This window comes from Okeania sp. SIO2C2, assembly GCF_010692625.1.
Classification (GTDB): domain Bacteria; phylum Cyanobacteriota; class Cyanobacteriia; order Cyanobacteriales; family Microcoleaceae; genus Okeania; species Okeania hirsuta.
On the sequence record NZ_JAAHGM010000009.1, the window covers coordinates 262,458 to 278,523 of the forward strand.

13 protein-coding genes and 1 tRNA gene are annotated in these 16,066 nt (G+C 36.7%); 10 read left to right on the forward strand and 4 right to left on the reverse strand.

The window, feature by feature from the left end; genetic code table 11:
- The first annotated feature begins 63 nt into the window (after positions 1 to 63).
- The 5 genes from glyQ (at position 64) to F6K18_RS10355 (ending at position 5,476) form a co-directional block, all read left to right on the forward strand.
- A complete protein-coding gene (glyQ, locus tag F6K18_RS10335; RefSeq protein WP_287520650.1) occupies positions 64 to 963 on the forward strand; it encodes a glycine--tRNA ligase subunit alpha in 900 nt (299 codons plus the stop codon).
- Between the two features lie 589 nt (positions 964 to 1,552).
- On the forward strand, positions 1,553 to 2,029 hold the full coding sequence (locus F6K18_RS10340; protein ID WP_287520651.1) for a DUF4079 domain-containing protein: 477 nt from the start codon (positions 1,553 to 1,555) through the stop codon (positions 2,027 to 2,029).
- Positions 2,030 to 2,358: 329 nt separating this feature from the next.
- The gene (locus F6K18_RS10345) at positions 2,359 to 4,815 is read left to right on the forward strand and encodes a ComEC/Rec2 family competence protein (protein ID WP_287520652.1); all 2,457 of its coding nucleotides are present in this window, start codon (positions 2,359 to 2,361) and stop codon (positions 4,813 to 4,815) included.
- A 271-nt stretch (positions 4,816 to 5,086) separates the two neighbouring features.
- A tRNA-Ser gene (locus tag F6K18_RS10350) sits at positions 5,087 to 5,171 on the forward strand.
- Positions 5,172 to 5,344: 173 nt separating this feature from the next.
- Positions 5,345 to 5,476, forward strand: a complete 132-nt coding sequence (locus tag F6K18_RS10355; RefSeq protein ID WP_287520653.1) for a hypothetical protein — start codon at positions 5,345 to 5,347, stop codon at positions 5,474 to 5,476.
- Between the two features lie 364 nt (positions 5,477 to 5,840).
- Here F6K18_RS10355 and F6K18_RS10360 read toward each other — a convergent pair whose 3' ends face one another.
- The 3 genes from F6K18_RS10360 to dxr form a co-directional block, all read right to left on the reverse strand.
- The gene (locus tag F6K18_RS10360; protein WP_287520654.1) at positions 5,841 to 7,355 is read right to left on the reverse strand and encodes a site-2 protease family protein; all 1,515 of its coding nucleotides are present in this window, start codon (positions 7,353 to 7,355) and stop codon (positions 5,841 to 5,843) included.
- A gap of 324 nt (positions 7,356 to 7,679) precedes the next feature.
- Positions 7,680 to 7,994 carry a tetratricopeptide repeat protein gene (locus F6K18_RS10365; RefSeq protein ID WP_287520655.1) on the reverse strand — a complete coding sequence of 105 codons (315 nt, stop codon included), beginning with the start codon at positions 7,992 to 7,994 and terminating at the stop codon, positions 7,680 to 7,682.
- An 83-nt stretch (positions 7,995 to 8,077) separates the two neighbouring features.
- Positions 8,078 to 9,334: a 1-deoxy-D-xylulose-5-phosphate reductoisomerase gene (dxr, locus tag F6K18_RS10370; protein ID WP_287520656.1), complete on the reverse strand. Its 1,257-nt coding sequence runs from the start codon at positions 9,332 to 9,334 to the stop codon at positions 8,078 to 8,080.
- Positions 9,335 to 10,428: 1,094 nt separating this feature from the next.
- Here dxr and F6K18_RS10375 point away from each other — a divergent pair.
- Together F6K18_RS10375 and F6K18_RS10380 are read left to right on the forward strand one after the other, a co-directional pair.
- Positions 10,429 to 11,289, forward strand: a complete 861-nt coding sequence (locus F6K18_RS10375) for a sulfotransferase (RefSeq protein ID WP_287520657.1) — start codon at positions 10,429 to 10,431, stop codon at positions 11,287 to 11,289.
- Positions 11,290 to 11,369: 80 nt separating this feature from the next.
- Positions 11,370 to 12,893 carry a DUF2079 domain-containing protein gene (locus tag F6K18_RS10380; protein ID WP_287520658.1) on the forward strand — a complete coding sequence of 508 codons (1,524 nt, stop codon included), beginning with the start codon at positions 11,370 to 11,372 and terminating at the stop codon, positions 12,891 to 12,893.
- A gap of 581 nt (positions 12,894 to 13,474) precedes the next feature.
- Here F6K18_RS10380 and F6K18_RS10385 read toward each other — a convergent pair.
- Positions 13,475 to 13,621: a hypothetical protein gene (locus F6K18_RS10385; protein WP_287520747.1), complete on the reverse strand. Its 147-nt coding sequence runs from the start codon at positions 13,619 to 13,621 to the stop codon at positions 13,475 to 13,477.
- Between F6K18_RS10385 and F6K18_RS10390 the strand changes: the two genes are divergently transcribed.
- From F6K18_RS10390 to F6K18_RS10400, 3 genes are all read left to right on the forward strand, one after another.
- A complete protein-coding gene (locus F6K18_RS10390; RefSeq protein WP_287520659.1) occupies positions 13,560 to 15,074 on the forward strand; it encodes a DUF2079 domain-containing protein in 1,515 nt (504 codons plus the stop codon). The two genes, F6K18_RS10385 and F6K18_RS10390, sit on opposite strands and share 62 nt — an antisense overlap.
- Before the next feature lie 176 nt (positions 15,075 to 15,250).
- The gene (locus F6K18_RS10395) at positions 15,251 to 15,667 is read left to right on the forward strand and encodes a XisH family protein (protein WP_287520660.1); all 417 of its coding nucleotides are present in this window, start codon (positions 15,251 to 15,253) and stop codon (positions 15,665 to 15,667) included.
- The gene (locus F6K18_RS10400) at positions 15,655 to 15,987 is read left to right on the forward strand and encodes a XisI protein (RefSeq protein WP_287520661.1); all 333 of its coding nucleotides are present in this window, start codon (positions 15,655 to 15,657) and stop codon (positions 15,985 to 15,987) included. Before F6K18_RS10395 ends, F6K18_RS10400 begins: the two co-directional genes overlap by 13 nt.
- Positions 15,988 to 16,066: the final 79 nt, after the last annotated feature.

The window sequence follows — 16,066 nt, forward strand, 5'->3', positions numbered from 1 at the left end:
GTTTGCTCCCAAAATGTTAAAAACTCTCTGATTTCAAAGAAACTCAAAATAAAAGAAAAGTCTGTGAATTTCCAATCAGTCATAGCCACCTTAAATCAGTTCTGGAGCGATCGCGGCTGTCTCATCGCTCAACCTTATGATACTGAAAAAGGAGCAGGTACAATGAATCCCCATACATTTCTGCGGGCGATCGGTCCTGAACCTTGGTCAGTTGCTTATGTCGAACCCTGTCGTCGTCCTACTGATGGGCGTTACGGAGAAAACCCCAACCGCTTCCAACACTACTACCAATATCAAGTCCTGATCAAACCTTCTCCTAATAACATTCAGGATGTTTATCTAGACTCCCTCCGCGCTCTGGGTATTCGCCCAGAAGACCACGATATTCGTTTCGTAGAAGACAACTGGGAATCTCCCACTCTAGGAGCTTGGGGAGTAGGTTGGGAGGTTTGGCTTGATGGCATGGAAATTACGCAGTTTACCTACTTTCAACAATGTGGTAGTATAGATTGCCGACCAGTGTGCATCGAAATTACTTATGGTTTAGAACGCCTTGCCATGTATCTCCAAGAAGTGGATGCGATTACTAAAATAGCTTGGACTGATAAAATCACTTATGGAGACGTTTATCTTCAAGGAGAAATTGAACAATGTACCTATAATTTTGAGGCATCTAATCCTGAGTTTTTATTTACCCTCTTTGGTCTGTATGAAAAAGAAGCCGAACAACTAACAAAACAAGGATTAGTCTTACCAAGTCTTGATTACGTCCTCAAATGTTCTCATAGTTTTAACTTACTTGATGCTAGAGGGGTAATTTCTGTCACCGAACGCACTCGTTACATTGGCAGAATTCGTAATCTAGCACGCAAAGTCGGTCAACTTTACTTAAAACAACGGGAAAGTCTTAACTTTCCATTGCTAAAACCTAACCCAGAAGGTCAGGTTAAAGCAGCAGCTTAATGAAGTCATAATTCAAAAGTCAAAAGTCAAAAGTAAACCCACCCCTCGCCCCTCCCCCTCCCAGGAGGGGAAGTGGGGGATTTGAGCAAGCCTCCAAAATCATTTAGTCTGAAAAGGCGGGGTTGCGCGACCCAATTATAGCAGTGTACGCTGGTGTATTTGCAAATTGCAGGAGGTGTCAAATCGCTAAAATCTTATTATATTATCATTTCCCTTATGGGTTTAATACCCCACCGTCTAGACGGTGCTCAAAATTGTTTGTGGGAGCGAATCCCCATGCAATTTTCCCTCCTGACTCCTGAGGACTGACTCCTGACTCCTTCTTCAATGGCATTTTTTTCCCTCCTATTGCCTATTGCCTGTTGCCTGTTGCCTGCGCACAGCGCTATACTGCGTAAGTCCTAATTTTGATAAACTTACAGCACTTTTGAGGATAGTGAGGTACATTTATAAGGTTATTTATTCCTGTCTTCCCTGTTCCCTATTCCCTATTCCCTGTTCCCTAGAGCAATAAAACTTTGTACCTCATCAACTCGAAAACTGCTGTAAACTTTGAACAAGAAAGCAAAAACTACCACCAGAGAAAGAAATGGAAATCAGAGAATATTTAGAACCAATAGCTGACATATTCCGCAATTTAGGTACGCCAGAACCAATTGTACATTGGGGGCATCCATTGATGATGGCGATCGTTGTATTTGTTATGGGTAGCTTTGTGGGTTTTACTGGATGGCGCAGACGAGTAGTTACTGATGAAACCATAGCTGTTGAAAGTGCCTCTAATCATCGTAAGATGGCACCATTTATGTTTTTATTTATCGCATTAGGTTATACGGGTGGAATATTATCTCTAGTGATGCAGGAACAGCAAATATTTGAAAGCCCTCATTTTTGGACCGGTTCGGTAGTATTAGCGCTACTGGCAACAAATGGCTTGATCTCCCTGACAAAATTTGGTGGAAATCAAGCTGCATTGCGTACTACTCACGCTTACCTTGGTAGCATTGCACTTTGTATCATGTTTGTTCATGCAGTGTTGGGTCTAAGACTTGGTTTAGCTATCTAAATTAGGCATTGCTGGATTAAGGTATGAAAGTAGGTTTATAGGGAATAGGGAATAGGGAACACCGTATCTGGGAATTAATATTAACAAGTAGTTCAAACCATCCAAAATAAAAAATCCCAAATACAAAATTCTCAAATCATACCCAGAATCAGCAACGCCCTAAATTATTTATATTTTCTGTGACGGGTTTAATACCCCACCGTCAGCGGAGGTGCTTAAAATTGTTTGGGGTTTGTAGACACGAAGTGGCCTTCGTTGACTATCCATAAGTAATTTTTCCTTCTGCCTTCTTCCTTCTGCCTTCTTCCTTCTTCCTTCTTCAATGAAATATGAATCAAGCTGTAGCGATTGTCATCAGCCTAGCTTACATATTGGGGCTAGTATCTACCATTGTTCCTTGGGGTATATATGTTATGCTAACTGTGGGCTTAGTCTTAGCAATTATCGTACAACAAGGATACCGACAAAACTTACGAAGATCGACTAAAATCATAGCAACTCCTCAGCAAAAAATTAATTCTGAAGACTTACTCAGAAATGGTCAGTTTCCAGATTTACTCCCAAAAAGAACAAGAAAATCTCTACTAAATTCAAATTGGTTGTGGATAACTGCTGGAGCGATCGCTTTTGTTGCTAGTTTTTATTTTTTAGTCCGAGTACCCCAACCATCAATAGATGATGTTAGTAAAATCATTCCCGTTGATCGTGACTCCCAACAACAACAAGTAGTTACTGTTCGTGGAAAAGTGCTTTCTCTTCCCCGCAAGACTCGCTCACAAAAAGCACAACTGTGGCTAAATGTCACTCAAGTTAGTGAAATAGTAGGTACTGATGGTTCGGCCAATGTACACCAAGACGTTACAGGCAAACTTTATGTTACAGTTCCCCTATTACATGCAACAGGTGTCTATCCTGGTGAGGCAGTAGCAATTACTGGATCTTTATACAAACCATCACCAACAACTAATCCCGGAGGCTTTGACTTTCGTGCTTACTTGGCTAGACAAGGTGCTTTTGCTGGGATTACAGGTTATAAACTCACCATCACAAACCAAGAAAGGACTAATACTTGGGGATTAAGTCGCATACGACAACGAATTATTCGCTCTCATGTAAGTTCATTGGGCGTACCAGAGGGTCCCCTTGTGAGTGCAATGGTATTAGGACGTAGAGCTGTAGATTTATCTTATCAATTACGAGACAAGTTTGTCAAAGTAGGGTTAGCTCATGTATTAGCAGCATCAGGTTTTCATATTTCGTTAATTTTAGGTGTGGTGCTGACTTTGACTAAAAGCTTGTCTCCCGGAGCAAGATTTGGTTTTGGCATCCTAACTTTAATTATTTATGTTGGTTTAGCAGGTATTTCTCCTTCAGTGTTACGAGCAGCATTTATGGGGTTAGCTGCTTTGATTGGCATTGTTTCCCAACGTCAAGTTCAAACATTAGCTTCTTTAGTTGTGGCTGCAACTTTTCTACTATTAATCAATCCTTTATGGATTTGGGATTTAGGGTTTCAGTTGAGTTTCTTGGCAACTTTTGGATTGTTGGTAACAGCGCCACCATTAATGAAGCTCTTGGATTGGTTGCCTTCTGGTATTGCATCTCTAGTTGCTATTCCGATCGCTGCTTCTATTTGGACTTTACCTCTATTACTCTATGTTTTTCATGTTGTATCTCCCTATACTATTTTTGTGAATATTATTACTGCGCCTTTGGTTGCGGTGATTACACTGGGTGGTTTTATCAGCGCTATCGTGGCTTTGATTTCTCCTTATATAGGTGGTCTTATTGCTGGAATCTTGTATTTTCCAGTCAGAGTTTTAATAGAGATCGTAAATTTTTTTAGTGCGTTGCCAGGAAATCAAGTGGCGGTGGGTGCTATATCAATTTATCAATTGGTTGTGCTTTATGGGTTGATTTGTGGTATTTGGTTGTGGAGAAATAGACCGCCAAAAGTGAATCAGAGAAAAAAGAAAAAGTTTTCTCTAAAGTTTTGGCAGTGGGGTGTGGTTTTGGCGATCGCCATCATTATTATTCCTCTTTGGTATACTCGAGCTTCTGTGTTTCAAGCTACTATTCTTGATTCATCTCAGGAACCAGTATTTGTGATTCAAGATGGACGGAAAGTAACTTTGATTAATTCTGGGGATGAAAATACGGCTAGGTTTATGGTATTACCATTTTTACGCCAGCAAGGTATTAATAGAATTAATTGGTCTATTGCCCTTCATTCTCAAAAAGGTTTGAGTCGTGGTTGGTCAGATATTTTGAATACTTTGAGAGTGAAGATATTTTATGATGTGGAAGCTGATGATCAAAAGAATTATCAAACTAATAACCAACCTGTGCTAGATGCTGTGGGAGCTAGTCGGGCTGATTATTTTACTTTGGTAAATAATCAAACTATTGAATTGGGTTCGATACAGATGAAGTTAATTAATTCTGAGACCCCAATCGTGGAATTTATGATTCATGGCCAAAAGTGGTTATTATTGGGAGATGTGAAATTGCCTGAACAGAGTCGGTTACTAGCAGCAAGAAGTTTTCCGCAGACTCAGGTGCTTTGGTGGTCTGGGAACAAGTTAAATCCGGAATTGTTAAATATTATTCGGCCAAAAGTAGCGATCGCTTCGTCTAATTCTGTCCATCCAGATATGGTGGAACTTTGCCAGGAAAATAATATTCTTCTATTTTGGACTGGTCGTGATGGTGCGATTCAATGGACTCCTGCTACGGGCTTTCAAACTACTTTAGAATCGGATAAGGTTGATAGTTCTCTACTTTGATGAGGCAGTGGGCAGTAGGCAGTAGGGGAGTGGGGGAGTGGCTCACACTGATTATGGCACGGATACACAGATACTGAAGTGAGTAGGGGAGTAGGGGAGTAGGGGAGTGGAGAAATACCCGCGCTCTGTTTGCGTAGTGCTATGGATTCGGGATTTTTTACAAATCAATTCAGATTTGCTATATAATATAAAAATGTGTATTTTCTGAAGATCGAAATTTAATTATCATTTTTGACTTTTGACTTTTGACTTTTAAATTTTGATTTTTTATGGAGAGGTGGCAGAGTGGTCGAATGCGGCGAACTCGAAATTCGTTGAAGGGTGACTTTCCGTGGGTTCGAATCCCACCCTCTCCGTTTAAGTTTAACTTATCTACAACATTGGTGATCACCCTCACTATCAACTATTTTAGTTGAATAAAAAGTCATGCGTATAGCCGAACAACCCCTTATAGTTTATTAAGATATCATACAAATTGTAAGGATGCAACCAACATTCCTTTGACCCGCGTTTTTGGAAGCCTGATAAAATGATAATAAATATTGGTTATTTTTTACTGAAGAGCTATGGATGGAAAGATTCGGTCGGGGAAAAACAAATATTTTCAGGAGCTTTACACAATGAAAATCTTTCTGGTATTGCTCCTGGAAAAAAATCCTGAATATTTTGATTGTCTCTTAGTTTAGAAGCTTGGTTGAATAAAAAGTCATGTGTATAGGCGAACAACCACTTATAGTTTATTAAGATATCACAAAAATTGTGAGGATGCAACCAAAATTCCTTTGACTCGCGATTTTTCAGGAGCCTTATAAAATGAAAAGGTTGGTAATTTTCTACTAAGTAAGGAAGTATAGATCGATCAGGAAAAATCTGATTTTAATCTTAGAAGTAGAGGTCAGACCCCGGCGAGGTTTCGGAGCCATAGGAATGCTGACTCCTGTGAGTGGACCGGCACCAAGCAGCTCACAGTTAGTCAGAGATAACTTTTAACTTCTGAGTTCTGACTTCTAACTTCTGACTTTCACTTAACCACCTATACCCAACCGACCAGCTAAACCAGGAGTTAAAGGAAATAAAGTAGCGATCGCCACAAACAAAGCTAACAAACACAAAGTAGCTCGTAGATCGTCAGGTTCTATTAATTCATTTAAACAAGGACGTTCCAAATTTCGCTGTAATACCAAAATAATAATCGCCCAATATAATGCTAAAGGATTAACCAGAGAAGCAATGACCAAAACTACAAAAGTGAAAAATGTTGCTCTACCTGCAACTTTCCGAGCATAAATTGCCTGAATAATTCTACCCCCATCCAACTGACCCGCAGGCATAAGATTTAGCGCTGTAATTACTAAACCCAGCCAACCGATAATTGCTAGAGGGTGAATATCTACTATATTTTGATTTACCGCCGAACCTAAGATCGCCCGTGCTAAAGTTCCCACTAAAACAGAAGCTCTGAAAAACTCGGATGGCATCTGAAACATACTACCTTCTTGGGAAAGCAACAAACCCACCAATAGCATTGCCAAAGAAAGTATTCCTCCAGCAGCGGGCCCGGCAAAAGCTACATCAAAAAGCACCTTCCTATTCGGAATTGCTGACTCGAAACGGTTAACAGACCCAAAACTGCCAATTTGCCAAGCTGGGAGAAAAAATGGCCAACTAAAGCGGACATTGTGACGTTTTGCTAAGACTTGATGAGCGACTTCGTGAATACCTAAAATTGCACATAGACCAAGTGCAATGGGTAATGCTTCTGGATACCGTGCGGGTTCGTTGAAAAAGTCAAACCCTAATAATAAACCACCTGCTTCAAAACTGGTGGCAATAGTAGCGATCGCCAGCACAACTGCGAGAATTTTTTGGGATGTAGTAGCAGGTTGAGGGTCATTTTTGCTTGGTAAAATGATGACTACTGGTTTAGCTTCAGGACTTTCTATGAGGAATAGTCGGTAGCGATCGCCCAGTTTTTCTTTCAGACTGACTGATAATTGGGTATGGACTTTTTCTATATCTCCCCGTAAATTACCTTTGAAAATAGCTCCTTCTTGATAAGGAATAGTTTCGGTGGTGAAGAAAGTATCGATACCAAAAATATCTTTGATTTTCTGGAGGTCTTCACTAGGGATAGGGATAAATTCTGGAGTTTGTTCTTTTTGTGGTTCTGTGTTTGCTATTTTATCCTGGGTTGATTGAGTTTCTTCTTCATTGCTAGATAGTTGTGAGTCGCCGATGGTTTTGAGACTGGGTTGGTTTTCTGGGTCTTTAGTTGCTATTGTTCGTAGTTGTCGTCCCAAGTATATATATAATCCTGTACAAGCTACGAGCAAAAATAGGACAAATACTAAGTTAAGATAAATTCCGGCAGCAAATAGAGCAAAAAATAGTAGCCAAGGTGCCATTAATACTACTGATTGTAACCAGGCGAGAATGCCTACTCTACCATAAGGTCTTGCTCTGTAATATCCCCAGCCAAGAATTCCCAGAGTTATTAAAGCTACTATTACTGTGGTTATGTTTTCAGATATGTTATACATAATTGTATGTGCAATTCAAAATTCAAAAGTCGAAAGTAGTAATTTTTTCCTTATATTTTTGTAAATAAAGGAAAGAGTTTACCTGTGATAATTATTCATTTTTCATAATTGTTTTTAAGGAATTTAATAACTTACTTTTTTAATTGCAGTAATTAATTATTTAAACAATATTCTGTCAATTAGGCTTTAATTATGAAGATACCCAAATAAATTTTAGGGAAAATTATTTGAGTTAATTAATTTTTTTTCACTTTAAATTTCGCCTATATCAATAATGATTGAATTAATCATTATTTGCTATTTCAAAAAAATGATGTTATCGACTCACTCTTGTATAAATGTTTCTGTAGATCCTGTATCAACATGAACATAACTACGATGTTTGGCAGATGTATAATTTGGATTTAGTCTAATTGCTTGATTATAATCAGCGATCGCCCCCCAATTATCTCCTACTTTTCGCAATACATTTCCCCGTCGATAATAAGCTTTTGGATGAGTCGTATCTAATTTAATTGCCTGGTTATAGTCATCAATTGCTCCTTGATAATCTTCTAATTTTTCTTTCACATCACCTCTATAAATATAAGCATCTGAGTTACGGTTATCTATCTCTATTGCATGATTAAATTCTGCCAAAGCTAATTGATAATTTTGTTGCTGATATTCTGCTAATCCCTTTTTATAAAAATCATTAAATCCTAGGTTGTCATTTTCACTTTTTATTTCTGTAGATGCATCATATTCGTTTTTTTTTCTTCTGCATTTGCTAGCTTTTCTTCAACATTAACTAATACATTTTTTAGAGGATTAGCTACTATCAAGCTTCCAGCTACAGCTTCTTTTCTTGCCCATTTATCTGTAGCTAAAATATCATCTAAACTGGGATTTTTATGACAATCTGACTTATGCTTTTCACATACATATTCAATCAACTTAGGAATATCCAAAAAAGGAATTTTTTCTTCTAAAAATAATGCCACAGCCTGTTCATTTGCTGCATTCAAAGCCGCCGGCATTGAACCACCTATACGACCTGCAGTATAAGCCAATTGAATACAAGGATATTTCAAATTATCGGGTTCCTTAAAAGTCAAACTACCAGCTTTAACTAAATCTAATTGTTTCCAATCAGTATAAATCCTTTCCGGCCAAGATAAAGCGTAAAGTAGAGGCAAACGCATATCTGGCCAACCCAACTGAGCTAAAACAGAAGTATCTTGTAACTCAATTAAAGAGTGAATTATACTCTGAGGATGAATCACTATATCAATATTTTCATAATCTAATCCAAACAAATAATGAGCTTCAATAACTTCCAAACCTTTATTCATCATCGTGGCAGAATCCACGGTAATTTTACGACCCATTGACCAGTTAGGATGTTTAATAGCATCTGCCACTTTTACGCTTGATAACTTCTCAATTGGCCAGTCTCGAAAAGCACCACCAGAAGCAGTTAAAATAATTCTACGTAAACCCTCTTTAGGTACACCTTGAAGACATTGAAAAATTGCTGAATGTTCTGAGTCGGCAGGCAACAATTTTACTCCGTGTTCTTCAATTAAAGGATTAACAACTGGGCCTGCTGCGATAAGTGTTTCTTTATTTGCCAAAGCAATATCTTTTCGGGCCTCAATAGCGGCAATAGTAGGTAATAAACCAGCACAACCGACAATACCCGTTACTACAGCTTCTGAGTCACCATATTTAGCAACTTCAATGACACCATCTTGGCCTGCAAGCAATATGGGTTGAGGTGTCAGGTCAGCAATGGCCTCTTTTAACTCTGTAAATTGGGACTCATTGTTAATAGCAACAATTTCAGGGCGGAACTGTCGTACTTGTTGGGCTAACATTTCTACGTTGCTTCCAGCAGCTAACCCAATAACTCGAAACTTATCTGGGTTTTGAGTAACAATATCTAAGGTTTGAGTACCAATAGACCCTGTAGATCCCAAGATTGTAATTGCTTTCATATTTTTTTGAGAAATTTGTCCACAATTCCACTATACGATTCATTGGTTATTTTGTGTTAAGAGCAAGGTTGCCAGAGTAATAGATTTTAGTTATTCAGATTTTTAATATACAAAAGAGAAATGATAATTTGTCAGCAAAATTATCCCAGATTAATCCAGCATTACATGTACTTTTCTCTGGATATTCCTGTTTCTGAATTTTTTTTTACTATCGGGACTTTAGCAAAAAACGCCTTAAAAAAAAGTCTGAAAGCCTTACTGTGTAATACTTTAACGTCAAAATAGCCGATTTTTTGATATATCTAGGTTTTCCTGGGTCATGCTACGCAAAGAGCAATTTTTAGCCTGAGTTTCGTATTTTCCTTGCTACCGTTGAGTTTGAAGCCATTTTCACCGTCAAAAATATCAAAGTCCCGCTATGAAATTTTCCCAATGCAATAGTATTAAGCTATTGACACTCTTACCGTATAAATCTAAAGATTATAATGGGAGATTCTTGCGAGTGCTGACGCAACGCTAGGAGTTTTCGGTGCGGAATGCTGCGCAAACATGTCGCGGAGCGTTAACGTTTGCGCCCTTCATGACCTTAGGAAAGTTGTGCGCCAGCTAAATATAAATTCTTAACTAGGCAATAAATCAAACAAGTTGAGTTGTACCCCCACAATTACTGCAATTATGTTTTCTATTACTGCGAAATGCTGCGCAAACAGAGAAGAGAGTTTGTTTAAGAATATGATTAATATCTATTTCTTGCTGTTTAGTTGACAAAAGTTTTGTACAGGTAAGTTAAAGTAATCAAAGGTTGAAAATAAAACATTAATAACTATGATTGATTCGCTACCGCTCAATTAATTTGCTGATTTAAATTCGCATTGTGGCTGTCTAGCGTGGCTTTCCCTAGCAGTTTATACGTCCCGTCTCGCCGCTATAATCATAGATTATAGCGGGAGTCCTGTTTCAAGATTTCCTGATAGTATCAAGCTAATATACTAGATATAATATAAAAATCAAAACTGATATAAAAAAAACTTACTAATGCTTGGCAGCTTTTTCTAAATAAGCTATTATAGAGCAAAAAATTATTACTGTGAAATATGAATAATTTAATTAAGGAAATACGTCAATCTATCCGACTTATTAAAAATGATATGATTCATAAGTATTATGACTTGAGAATCAACCAAGTTGAAGATCCATACCGAGCAATGTTCAGAACGGAACCATACAAGTTCATTTTTATTCTCAGCCATATGCGTTCTGGTTCTTCATTACTAGCTAATATATTAAGTTCTCATACAGAAATCTTAGGATATGGTGAAACTCACATTCAATATGCCTCTGAATTTGATTTGAATAAATTAGTATTTAAAGTCCATCATAAAACTCAAAATATTCGCAGGTGGCAAGACTTAAAAAAATTGAGAATGAATCATAAATATATTCTCGATAAAGCTTTACACAATAAGATTTTTTTAGATGAAAAATTGTTAACTTCGGAAAATTTATATAGTATATTTCTCATCAGAGATCCAGAGAGAACAATATCTAGTATTCTCGATCTCAAGCCACACTGGAGTGAAGAAAAAGCATTAACTTATTATTTAAATCGCTTATCAACTTTAGAAAGATATGCAAAGTTAATCAATAGCAAAGAACGTACTTTGATAATTTCCTACGATCAACTACTGAATCAGACAGACTTAGTTTTTGATGCTTTAAAAAAAGTCCTTAGAACACAATCAGAATTTTCGGAGGAATACAAAGTAACGAATAAAACAGGAAGACCTGGAATAGGTGATTCTAAAGAGAATATCAAAGCAGGTCGTATTGTCAGAAACCCTAGAAAATTAGAACAAAAAATAACTCCGACATCAATTGCAGAAGGGATTAAGAAGTTTGAAAATTGTAATTCAACGCTTTCTGAGTATTGTAGCTTCGTGAAAAATCTCAACTAAGGTAGTCAGAAAATGAGTGAAAAAATTATAGTAATACTTGTTGAAAAAGAGCCAAAAAATAAGATTTAAAAATATAAAATATGACGCTTTTTCCACCACCTGTTGTGAGTAGGACAATAATTATAGCAGCATTAGTTCTATTTATCTGTAGTAGCTTACGCCATGCTTTGTTCTACTCTACAGGATTTGACTTGGGTATTTATGACCAAGTTGTATATTTGATTAGCCAAGGAAAATCTTCCATTTCTTCTTTTTTGGGGTATCACCATCTGGGAAATCATGCTGCTTGGGCAGTCTATCCTCTGGGATTATTGTATCTGATTTATCCTAATGTACACTGGCTACTTTTGGTACAAGCTATATGTTTGGCCTTGGGAGCTTGGCCGACTTGGTGTCTGGCCAAACAGGCAGGGTTAAATCAAGGACAAGCAGTAGCGATCGCCATTTCCTATCTCCTTTACCCAGTAATTTTTAATATCAATTTATTTGATTTTCATCCGGAAGTTATGGCGTTGCCTGCTATTTTAGGAGCAATTTTAGCTGCTAGACTGCAACGTATTTTCTGGTTTTGTCTGGCAATTATTTGGGTGTTAGGTTGCAAGGCAGTTTTATCATTAACTGTAGTTTTTATGGGTGTTTGGTTACTAACTTTTGAAAGGCAGAAGTTTTGTGGTTTAGTTGCTCTTTGTTTAGGTATTTTTTGGTTTGTGGTTGTCACTCAAGGAATTATTCCTTTTTTCAGTGGTGAAGAGGTAGCTGGAGTAGGGCGTTATAGTTATCTGGGAGATTCTGTTGTGGGAATTATGATTAATATTTTGCTACAACCAGGGGTAGTGTTAGGGAAGATATTATCTTTTGAGACTATCAAATATATTTGTCTATTATTTTTACCTGTAATTTGGGGAATATTTCCTCTACTTCAGACAAATCAGACTATTTTGCCTCATCTTATCCCTCTGATTCCAACTATTCCCACAATTGTGTTGAATGTGTTGTCTGAAGTCTCATTTCAAAGAAGTTTAAATTATCAATATTCCTTGCCAGCGATCGCTTTTTTATTATTAGCAGTAATTTCTTGTTTAGCAGCAGCTTCAAAAGCTGAAGAAAATGATATTTCATTAAATTTATCTGGGAAAAGAGAGTTAGAAATTCCTAAGTTTAATCTGAGATTATCAGTACCAAATTTTCAAGCTCCTAAAATGATTATTTTGTGGTCTGTTTTAATGTTTTTATTGCTAGGGAATGTAGCAGATTTATTTTTATATTGGCAGAGTTTGGATACTTGGCAAGCCACAAAGAATGCAATTACTTATGTCAAAACTGAAGGAGGGGTACTTACAGATAATAGATTAGCACCCCATTTTACTCATCGTTCAACAGTAAAATTATTAAATCAAACAAAGCCAGATAATTTAGATGAATTTGATTATGTAGTTCTGAATTTACGTCATCCTTGGCCAGATACTGAGGAGGCAGGTATTATCCTTTCTAAAAATCTCCAAAATAACCAAGAATGGGAATTAAGTTATCAAGAAAATGATGTAATAGTATTTGAAAGAAGGAAGAAGGAAGAAGGAAGGAGGAAGCATTTAAGTACGATCTAACTATCATTTACTTCGTCAATTACCTACAATTAAAATGTTAAATAGTTTCCCTTTTTGATGGAGGTTAAGAGAGATATTTCGGGCATCATCTAAAACTTCTTTTCATCTGTAGGTTATAGAAAGTAAACCTCACAGTATTTCTGTGAGGTGAAGATAATTTTTGAGAAACGGTATAATATTATTCAACTACATCATAAATACTAAATATAGTAAGTCTAAATGAATGGCGGTAGTTCTGTATAGTAATGGTATATGTAGATGAAAAACGGCGCTTCATGGGAGCAAGATGCTCCCATTGCTTTTGTCCTTGACCAAAATAATTACAATAGACCACCATTACAATGCACCACTGCTTGAATGGCAAAAAATCTCTAAATCAGAACTTACGCATTTTTATGGTAAAAACACTATATATACCATAGTGCTATAGTTTTTATCTACTATATGTAGTTTATTTCCGTAAGTCCTGTAAATAGAAGTATAGTCAGCAAATATTACTTAATGTTATCAGAGTCAGACTCAGTTGCTAAAAATTTGCTTGCTTATTCTTTCTTCCTTTTTACTTCTAAATAGAAGTATAGTTAGCAAATATTACTTAATGCTGTCAGAGTCAGACTCAGTTGCCAAAATTTTCTTCCTTCTTCTTTCTTCCTTCTTCCTTCTAAAATGCTAATTGTCAAACAACTAAAATCTGCTCCTCTCTCTACAATAACCATAATTGCTGCCATAATTTTATTTATCTGTAGTAGTACACGTCATTTATTATTTCAATCTACGGCTTTTGAAATGGGAATTTATGACCAAGTTACTTATTTAATTAGTCAAGGTTTACCCCCTATTTCTTCCTTCTTAGAAGTACATCATTTAGGTAATCATGCTGCTTGGTCAATGTACCCTGTCGCATTACTTTATAAAATTTATCCTTCAGTTTATTGGTTATTACTAATACAAGCCATTTGTTTAGCAATAGGAACAATACCTACCTGGAGTTTAGCGCGTCATTCTGGCTTAAATAAAAAACTTGCTTTTGCTATGGTAATAGTTTATTTATTATACCCAGTAGTATTCAATCTCAATTTATTTGATTTTCATCCAGAAGTAATGGCATTACCAGCAATTTTAGGAGCAATTTTAGCAGCAAAATTAGATAAAAATCTTTGGTTTTGTATAGCTATTATTTGGGTTTTAGGTTGTAAAGATGCTTTATCTTTACCTATAGCTGGAATGGGTTTTTGGTTATATTTCTATGAAAAAAAACGACTGTGCGGAGCAATAGCTTTGTTTGCTGGTGTAGCTTGGTTTATTATTGCTACTCAAGTACTAATACCTTATTTTAAAGATGGTCAACCACCAGGAGGAGTAGGACGTTATCGATATTTAGGTGGCTCCATACAAGAAATTTTACTGAATATATTTTTAAGACCAGAACTGGTGTTTGGTAAATTAATTTCACTGAAAACTCTAGAATATTTACTATTACTAAATCTGCCCGTAATTTGGTGGCTTGCTCCTAAATATTTAACTCCTTTAATAGCAGCTTCTCCCGTTTGGGCGATGAATATTCTCTCTAAAATTGATGCTCAAAGAGATTTAATTCATCAGTATTCTTTGCCAATATTACCTTTTTTATTAATGGCTGTAATTTATACTATTGCTGATGGAAAATGTGGTTTATGGTATTGGTTGTGGAATTTACGCAAACCTCAAACAGATAAAGCTGAAAATATATCTACAATAGTTGGCGATCGCTTACCAAAATTTATAATTATTTGGTCTTGTATCGGATTTTTAGCTTTGGCTAAATATGGATATTTTTGGTCTATTTATTTAGATTATCTAGATACTTGGCAAGCAGCACGAGAAGCAGTTGCTTTAGTTGATACAAAAGGTGGTGTTTTTACTACTTCTGAAATTACGCCTCATTTAACTCATCGTCAGTTTATTAAGTTAATTGTTGAAGAAGATAAATTACCAAGAAATGAAGCATTAGATGAGTATAATTATGTGTTGGTAAATGTACGTCATCCAGGGTGGAAAAGTAGTCAGGAATATTCGCGAAAATTAGTAGATAAACTCAAAGTTAATTCAGAATTTCAGCTTAGTTACGAACGAGATGATGTTTATTTGTTTAAAAATAGTTATAGCGCTACGCGCAAGTCAAAAGTTAAAAGTAATCTCTGATATCAAGTAACATTAATTAACTGCAATGTAGGGACATTCCATGGAACGTCCCTACAAAGTGGGGAAAAGATTGTTTATTAGACAGGAGTTACGCAAATTTACCTTGAAAGCACCATCTGTAGAGTCCCTGCGTAAGTACTGTTATCGACCGAAATTATACCAAAAAAAACGCTATTATGCCAGCAAAAGACATCTTTCACGACGCAGTACGCTCCGCCCTCGAAAAGGATGGATGGACTATAACTCACGACCCTCTATTTATGAGAGTCGGCGACGTTAGTTTCCAGATAGACTTAGGTGCAGAAAAAATCATTGCTGCCGAAAAAGGCGATCGCCAAATAGCGGTAGAAGTTAAATCTTTTGTAGGAACATCCGAGGTTAAAGAATTTCATTTAGCTCTCGGTCAAATGCTTAACTACCGCTCTGCATTAAGAAAAGTGCATCCAAATCGAATATTATATCTGGCAATTACCTTTGAGGTTTACGATAGCTTTTTTCGTCGCGAATTTGTTCAAGATGTCATCGCCGAACATCAGTTAAAATTACTAATTTTTGACCCTAACAAGGAGAAAATTGTCACATGGAAAAACTAAATTACCCCGAACTGGTGCAAAAAATTTTGACAGAAAGTTTCTTAGGAGAAGATATCTCTCCAGATACGGAAGTAGAAGCTGTTTTCGATACGGTGCGCGATCGCTATCTAGTCGTTAATCTAGGTTGGGACCACCACAAACGGGTATATGGTACCACAGTTCATGTGGATATTAAGGATGGGAAAATCTGGATACAACAAGATTGTACCGATATCGGTGTTGCCGACGAGTTGTTAGCAGCAGGGGTGCCCAAGACAGATATAGTTTTGGGTTTTCAATCTGTCTATAGGCGACAGTTTAGCGGGTTAGCTGTCGGTTAGGAATTCCATTATTCTATTTATTAGACTTGTCGCTTTATAACTATAAAAAACTGCTAAACCCTTATCATGTAAGGATTTT